The following is a 7,297-nucleotide window of genomic DNA, read 5'->3' as shown; positions in this document are numbered from 1 at the left end:
GGACGGGGCCGCGGCGCGTGCGGTCGTAGCGCGTCACCGTCGACGTGCGGGTCGAGGTGCTCGTGCCCGCCGTGGTGCGCGTCAGGCGCGATTCGGTGCTGAAGCTCACGCAGTGCCGTTCTCGCGCGGGGGCTCGACGTCGAGGAGGATCTGCCCGACGACGGCGACGGCCGTGACACCGTCGAACTCGGCCTCGGGCTCGAGCACCAGGCGGTGCGCCAGCGCGACGACGGCGAGTTCTCGGACGTCGTCGGGGGTCACGAAGGTGCGCCCGTTCTTGGCGGCCCAGGTCATCACCAGGCGGGAGAGCGCGAGCGCTCCACGCACGCTGGCCCCGAGACGCACCTCGGAGGCGCGGCGCGTGGCGTCGACGATGCGCATGATGTAGTCGGAGACCAGCGGGTTCACGTACACGCCGCGCGACATCTCGGCCATCGTGAGGATGGTGTCGGTGCTGACGATGCCGTCGAGCACGTGCTTCGGCTGAGCGGCCCCCTGGAGGATGCGCATGGTCGCGGCCTCGTCGGGGTAGCCGATCGAGGTCTTGATCATGAAGCGGTCGAGCTGCGCCTCGGGCAGACGATACGTGCCGCCCTGCTCGATCGGGTTCTGAGTGGCCATCACCAGGAACGGCGAGCCCACCGGGCGGGTCACTCCGTCGACCGTGACCGTGCCCTCTTCCATGACCTCGAGCAGCGCGGACTGCGTCTTGGGGCTCGCACGGTTGATCTCGTCTGCGAGCACGATGTTCGCGAAGACGGGGCCTGCGTGGAACTCGAAGGCGCCCTCCTTCTGGTCGTAGACGGTGATTCCGGTCACGTCGCCCGGCAGCAGGTCGGGCGTGAACTGGATGCGCGTGCTGGTGCCCGTCACGGTCTGCGCGATCGCGCGGGCGAGGGCCGTCTTGCCGGTGCCGGGGAAGTCCTCGAGCAGCACGTGGCCGCCGCTGACGGCCGCGGCGAGCACCAGCTCGACGACGTGCCGCTTGCCCAGGATCGCCTGTTCGACGTTGGCGGTGAGGATCGAGAACGTCTCCTGGAACCAGGCGGCCTGTTCGGCGGCGATGGTCACGGGAGCAGCGGAGGGAGCAGGCATGGGGCAACCGTATTCGTCTCAGGCGCCTGCACGGTGCAGGGCGGTTGGCAAAGGCACAGGGGGGTGGTCATCGCCGCGGGCTCATCCCTCGGGATCGACCGGGTCGAGAGGGTCCGCCGGAGGCGGGGTGCCGGTCGGTTCGGGATCGGGCTTGGGCGGCTTCGGGGGCGGCGGCTGAGTGCACAGCGGCGCCCGGTGCGTGATCGCCTTGAGCGCGGCGAATGCCCCGGTCCAGGTGATCCTCGCGTCGATCACGGAGACGCCGTCGACGATCTTCGGCGTGAGGATGGAGGAGTACGAGCCGCGCGCCGCGGCGGTGACCGTGAACAGATCGTTCGCGTCCGCCGGCACGCACTTCTGGAACTGGACGGCCACGGTGGTGGGCGCGGTCCGGGCGGTGATCTCGACGTTGTCGGAGCAGTACTGGGTCAAAACCGCGTGGCACGAGCGCGCGCTGACCGGCAGCGGTGAGGCATCGCTGCTCAGTTCGAAGCCGTCGCGCCACGATCCGTACAGGTAATACTTCGGCGTGAAGCCGTCTCTCACCGCGATGTTCGGCGCCGACTCGAGTCCGTAGGAATAGCGGTTGCCATCGACCGACGGCTGGGTCGCGACCGTGTAGCTGGTGTTGCCCTTCGGGCCGTCCACGAACACGAACGTGAACACCTGGGTCGTGGCGGACTCCGCGACGCCGTACCCGTTCGAGGCGCACGCCTTGACGTTGTAGGTCGAGTACTCGGCGAGCTTCGTGAGCGTCTCGGACGAGGACTGCACCTCGGCGCCCGAGACGACCAGGCGCCCGTCGCCGTCGGCGGTGCAGCTCGCGTTGCCCGATCGCCAGGCGAGATACACGACGTCGAGGCCCTGCGCACTGCCGTTGGCCTGCGCACGCACGCCCGAGACGTTCACCGAGGTGTTCGACGCCGGAGCCGCCTGCGTGCCCGCGGGATCGAAGTACACGGTTCCGGCGACCGTCACCGTGGTGCGGAACGCACCGCCCTCGTTGCCGCCGTCGCCCGTCGGAGGCTGGAACTGGCTGATCGGGACGAGCGTGAGCGTCTGGGCTCCGGGCGAGAGCGTGATGTCGGCCGTGGTCGTCGCCCCGGTGCGCTCGATGACCTGCCCCGTCTCCTCGATGCGGAACGCGCGGGCGTCGTCGGATGCTGCGACCGACAGCGCGGCGACTCCACGACCGCGCTCGGTCACGCCGGGGCGATAGACAGGGGCAGCCGAGGCGTTCGACACGACCGGAGCCGCGTATGCCCAGGTCGTGTGGGCAGAGGTCGCGGCGGATGTTCCGACCGCGTTCACGGCGGATGCGGTGAACGCGTGGGGCTCTCCGTTGACCAGGCCGCTGACGGTGCAGCGGTAGACCCCGCCACCCGACGGGCTGCAGGAGGCGTTCGCGGGTGCGCCGTCCTGCAGGATCGTGATCGCGCTGACGGAGGGATGCGCGCGCCCGGCCTCACCGAGCGGCACCTCGAGTTCGACGGTCGACCGGGTGAATCCGACCGTCGAGACGCTGGCCGGCGCCTGCGGGAAGCCCTGCAGGTCGAGGGTCAGCGTGCCCGTGCCGGTGCGTCCCTGCGCATCGGAAACGACGAACGGGATGACGCACTGACCGCCAGGCGCCTGACCGCCGCCCGGCCAGGTGGCCGTGATCGCCGTGCTGCCCGACGCCGAGATCGATGCGACGTCGCACCGCGCGCCGCCGCCGAGTGACACCAGACGCAGGCCGGAACCGGCCTTGCCCGCGAAGGGATCGTACTCCCCCGCGACGTCGACGACCTCGATCGAGCAGCTGGGGTCGGTGACGACGCACTGCCGTGTGAGGGTGGCGCCTCGCGGCGCATCCGGCGGCGCGGCTCCTACGACGAGACGCACGGATGCCGAGGGCTCGCCGTACCGGGGCACCGTGACGCTCACCGTCTCGGTGTTCCCCGGTCGAGCATCCGCGCGGGCCTCGATCGTGAGCGACGACCCGTTCTGCGTCACGATGAACGCCGAGCCGTTGTAGACGACGCGGTAGTCGAGGGATCCGACATCGCCTTCACGACCGCCCTCCCAGCTCGCCATGTTCGAGTACAGGTCGATGGTCTCGGACGCGCCGGGGGCGACCGTGTGCGAGATCGACGAGAGCAGCAGCTGCGGCTCCGCCGGGCGGATGCTGATCGGCACGTCGATGTACGACCACCGTTCCTGCCCCTGCAGCCGGACCGGCACGAGGCACGTGTCCGACCAGGGGGCTTCCCGGCCCGCCTCGTACGTGGCACCGCCCGCACCGTCTGCGGCACAGGTGGCGGCGGCGCGCTGGGCCGTGAAGTCCCCGGTACCGACCTCGATGCTGTCGGAGGCCGCCAGGTCGACGTAGTCGTTCAGCCCGAACGAGACCGACGCGTCTTCGTCGACCACGACGGGAGTCGTCCCGGGCTTGATCTGCACCTGCATGTCGTCGAAGGCGGGGATGTGCAGGAAGCCGTGGCCGACCACGTCGCGCCCGCCCTGCGCCGTGCCGGTGAGCTGGAAGGGCACGAGCGCACCTTCTTCGGGCGCCTGTCCGATGATGCGATCGCCCTGCACCGAGAACCCGGGCTGGTCGCCCCACAGGCTCAGCTTCAGCGAGCCCACGTCGCCCGAGGGCCAGCTGACGCGGTTCGTGACGACGTCGATGCCGCGCTCGGCGATCTCGTCCCGATCCCGCGCCGTGAGCACCGTGTCGGCGACCGTCGGCTGGTCGGTGACCGCACCGTCGGTGACCGTCACGACGATCAGACCCTGTGACGTGCTCGAGGACCGCGTCGACTTGACCGTGTAGAAGTAGGAGTTCGTGCCTGCCGTGTCGCCGGCTCGCAGCACGACGCGACCGTCTTTCAGCGAGGTGTCGGGGTCGATCAGCGACGTGAGCCGGTCATAGAGCGGGTTGCCCTTGACCGGCGGCGCGTTGGGCACCAGCTCCGTGATCTCGAGTTCGCTCTGCGCGGGGTCGAGGTCGTTCGATCGCGGGTCGAGGACGACGGGCGTCGACGACCCCGCTTCGACGCGCACGTAATCGCTGAACGTCACGGGCGCGGTGTCGTCGATGTCGGCGTCCAGGACTCCGACCCGGACGATGCCGGTACCGGTCTCTCCCTGCGGATCGCGGACGGTGTAGCGGAAGGAGGCCTGCCCACCGGGCACGCCGCCGGCGGGTGCTCGATAGACGATCGCGTCTCCGCTGGCCGAGATGGTCGCCGTTCCCGTTCCGCGTTCGGGCTGATCGACCCCCGCGAGCACGACCCGGTCGCCGTCGCTGTCCATGCCCGTCGTGGGCACCGGCATCGACACCGTCTGACCGCTCAGCACCCGACCGGTGAGCGTGGTCGGCGTCGGCGCCCGGTTCGTGCCGGCAGGCAGCACCGTCACTGTGACCGCGCCGTTGTCGTACAGCGAGGGGTTGCGCTCGAGGGAGACCGAGTAGGTGAGGCGATACGTCCCGGGCGTCGTCGGCGCGAGGTAGCGCAGCGCGTTGCCGTCGGCGAAGACCAGTTCGCCCGCCTCTCCGGAGCCCGTGACCTCGGGGAGCACCACGAGGGGCTCACCGCGGGGAGCGACGTCGTTCGCCGCGACGCTGATGCGCGTGAGCGAACCGGCACGCACCGTGATCGCATCCGGGAAGACGATCGGTCGGGTGACCGTGGAGGGCGGTGCGAGGAAGACGGTGACGGTGCCCTGCACAGCGGCGCCCGCCCCGTCGGCGACCGTCACGGTCGCCGTGCCGATCACGCCGGGGTCTCCGCTCTCGGTCGTGCCGTTCACGCGGATGCTCTCGTTGCCGACGACACGCACGTTGAGCTGCGGGGTGGAGCTCACGGCATCCGAGAGCATCAGCACCCGACCGCTGGTGTTGGCCACGGAGTCGAGCACGTCGACCGTCGTGTCCTCGCCCTCGCGCACGAAGGCGGTCAGGGGTGCCATCGCGAGCGCCGCCGATCCGTCGACCGCGGTGACGCGGATGACCGCCGACTGCTCGGCCTGGGTCGACGTGTCCTGAGCGGTGTATGTGACGACGTACTGGCCGGGTTCGGCGACGGTCAGTTCGACCGTGCCGGCGGCCGTGTTGGGGGTGACCTCGAGGCCCTGCGCCGTCGCCGCGGTCTGCACGGCATCCACCAGCCGGTACGAACCGGAGCCGCCGGAGAGATGGTCGGACACCCGGATCGACTGCCGCTCCCCCACCCGCGCGGTCACGGCGACCGGCGCGGCGATCAGCGCCGGGCTGCCGGTGACCTGGACCTCGAGCGTCTTCTCGGCCGTCGCTCCGTGCACGTCTTCGACCACGACCGTGACGGGGATCACGGCATCCGCCGCGTTGGGATCCGTGTGACGGATCGCGACGCGTCCGTCGGCCATCGGGACGACCATGACCGGCGACGACGGATCGGTCTCGTAGGCGTCGCTCAGGACGAAGGGGTCGCCCTCGGGGTCGACCCACCCCGACAGGGCGGACACGATCGTGCTGCCGCCGGGGAGCAGCTGCGGTGTCGGCCATTCCTGCTGACAGGCATCGACGCCGCACCACACGGGCGCGGAATTGGATTCGTCGTCGACGACGGTGAGAGTGACCGTCGCGGGCGCCGAGGTCGCGGCGCCGTCGGTCACGGCGTACGTGAAGCTGGTCTGTCCCGACCCCGCGCGCACGCTGACGACGAGAGACTGTCCGTTCGCGACGAGCGACAGGTCTCCGAACTCGGCGTCGGCGAGTCCGGAGATCGACCCGGGCTCGATCGACAGGACGTCCTTCTTGTTCGGGTCGTGGTCGTTGAAGAGCACCGGCAGGATCACCTGCTGCCCCGAACGCACGCCGAAGGCGTCGTTCACGGCCACCGGAGGCATCTGCTCGGCGACGTCCTCGACGATGACGGTGCCCTCCTCCTGCTCCGTCTCGTCTTCGATCGCCCACTGCTCGAGAGGGATCAGGACTCCGTCGGGTGCCGTCCAGATGAGCCCGGTGCCGAGCTCGCTCAGCACCGCGCGGTCGCCGTTCTGCTGGAAGACGGGTTCGATGGTCGCGGAGTCCAGCGCCTCGTCGGGCACGATCAGGGGCACGGTCTCGTCGCCGGTCCACAGAGTGCCGGATGCCGTCTCCAGCCATGCGGCGAACGTCCGGCCGCCGACCACGACCGGAGTCGCCGGCACGCCGGATGCGTCGACGGTGCGGTCGGCTTCGCCGGAGGAGAGATCGACGGTCATGAGTCCGTCGGAGTCCGCGATGACGAGCTCATCGCCACGGGCGGCGCCGACCTGAAGCACGGCGTCCTCGGCGACGTCGAGTGTCGTGGGCTCGTCGCGACCCGAGAGCCAGAGGTCGCCCGTGCTCGCCTGCAGCATCGCCCACCGGTCGCCGATGACGGTGAGCGCCAGGTCGTCGCCGGCGTCGGGGGCACCGGTGAGCGCGGTGCCGTCATCGAGGAATCGGTACTCGTCGATGTCAAACCGTCGGACTGCGCCCTCCTCCGCCGAGTAGAGCACCAGCAGGCCGTCGGGCGACAGGCCGACGGCATCCGCGGTGTACGTGGGTGGGTCCTCACCCTCGTCGACCTCCACCTCGGCGAACGGGTCGACGAGAGCGGTCGCGGCCCCGGACTCGAGCGTCGACACCGAGACCTGACCGGTGTCGGTGCGATAGGCGACGTAGGAGCCGGCCGAGATGATCTCGCGTGTGCCCGCCGGCGTCGGCTCCGACGCGATCGGGGCGCCCTCTGCCGCCGGGTCGGAGAGGAGGTCGGTGGGGCTGGCCGGATCGACGTCCCAGCGCTGCCGGTTGCCCTGTGCGTAGAGCACCGCAGCAGAGCCGCTCTGCCAGACCGCCTCGGGGTCGTCGACGTTGCGGACGGTGTCGATCTCGGCGAGCTCGGTGTTCACGCGGGCGTACTGTCCGCTGTCGCGCATCACCCAGACGGCGGACTCGAGACGCGGAACCTCCTGCGACTCGTAGCCCTGTGCGGTGATCGCGAGGGTCACGACGACGGCGAGGGCGGCGATGCCCGAGATCGCGGCGATGAGCCGGCGACGCGGGCGCGGGTTCGCGGCGTTCCTCGTGCGGTCGCCGATCGCCATCACAGGACCCCCGTCAGGAACAGCGCGCCGACGCCGACGCCGGCGAGGACGGCGGCCCCGATGACGGCGCCGATCACGCCCGCGACGAGTGGTGAGCGGGTCTTCG

2 protein-coding genes are annotated in these 7,297 nt (G+C 70.5%); both read right to left on the bottom strand.

Going from position 1 to position 7,297, the window contains the following annotated elements; genetic code table 11:
* Positions 1-105 precede the first annotated feature (105 nt).
* A complete protein-coding gene (locus RTM68_RS15895) occupies positions 106-1,071 on the bottom strand; it encodes a MoxR family ATPase (RefSeq protein ID WP_194765313.1) in 966 nt (321 codons plus the stop codon).
* A gap of 105 nt (positions 1,072-1,176) precedes the next feature.
* Entirely contained in the window at positions 1,177-7,191 is a 6,015-nt protein-coding gene (locus RTM68_RS15890; RefSeq protein ID WP_312172761.1) for an Ig-like domain-containing protein, read from the bottom strand.
* Positions 7,192-7,297: the final 106 nt, after the last annotated feature.

Origin of the sequence: Microbacterium sp., assembly GCF_031988965.1 — a bacterium.
Lineage (GTDB): Bacteria > Actinomycetota > Actinomycetes > Actinomycetales > Microbacteriaceae > Microbacterium.
Note: the sequence above shows the minus strand (reverse complement) of the source record. Positions and strands in the feature narration are given on the sequence as shown.